General features: G+C 50.0%; 1 protein-coding gene and 1 other RNA gene. Both read left to right on the top strand.

The features are described 5' to 3' along the window. The first annotated feature begins 57 nt into the window (after window positions 1–57). Window positions 58–444, top strand: a transfer-messenger RNA (tmRNA) gene (gene ssrA, locus A3738_RS09760). Window positions 445–680: 236 nt separating this feature from the next. Further along, window positions 681–1,029, top strand: a 349-nt coding sequence (locus A3738_RS09755; RefSeq protein WP_156504164.1) for a hypothetical protein, incomplete at its 3' end; no start/stop codon positions are given.

The following is a 1,029-nucleotide window of genomic DNA, read 5'->3' as shown; positions in this document are numbered from 1 at the left end:
ACCTCTGGTTTCGTTACCAGCGTCGAAGCCAAACGCTTAAAGGTTTCAATAAGTTTCGGGGATGATATGGCTTCGACGCTGGTAACGAAACCAGAGGTGCATGCCGAGTGTACAGTGGCACTCGTACTCCAATCGCTGTAATCAATAGTTGCAAATGATGACAACTACGGTGCTGCTCTAGCTGCGTAAGCAGTTAAAAAAGCACTTTTAGGGGTACGCCCCTAACGGTCTGTAACAAGGTGCCTGTACCGCGATACCGACTGTCACTCAGAACAGGACCGCACCACGGCATACTCGGGGTCGTGCTGCTAAATTTTACTGAGTTCGCCAACCACGTCCTGCCCGTTGGGCTGTGGAAGGTTAAACTAATTAACGGAATCTAAGCATGTAGAGCCGATGGCAGAGTGCTGACGGACGCGGGTTCGACCCCCGCCATCTCCACCAAACAAGCATAAGCCCCTGTATCCACGGGGGTTGAGCTTCCCTCAAGTCAGAATGTCACACAAGCTGTCACACAGCTAGGACGTTTGACTATGCAACTGCCCTACACTATCGTGCGCCACGGAGCGCTCTACTACAATCGACGCCTACACTCTGGCTTCCTTCGATTATCCCTTCGCACCTCTTGCGAGCGAGCAGCTCTCCGCTATGTAGTCCTATTAAATGAGTTAGTGGATAGAATGACCGTAAGACGAGCAAAACTAAAAGAAATACGCCAAGCCGCTAGAGTCTGGCTTGAACGCAATATCGAACATAACACCGTAACAGAGGCACCTAAGGCACCAGCAGAAAACACACATGACTTAGAGGTTGTGGGGTTAGAACGGGAGGATAAGAGCGCTAGCATCAAGGACTCGCAAGACATCGTCGATGAACGCCAGCACGAAATGATGTTCAGCAGCGACTGTAAATACTTGAATCAGGAATTCACACTCCAAGTAACCCTAGAAGAGAATAAGGTCTTAGCATACTACCATGCCCAAGCTAACGTAGCATTCCATAAACACAGACTTGAGCCGACCGCCGACT

Source organism: Oleiphilus sp. HI0066 (assembly GCF_001635725.1).
Note: the sequence above shows the minus strand (reverse complement) of the source record. Positions and strands in the feature narration are given on the sequence as shown.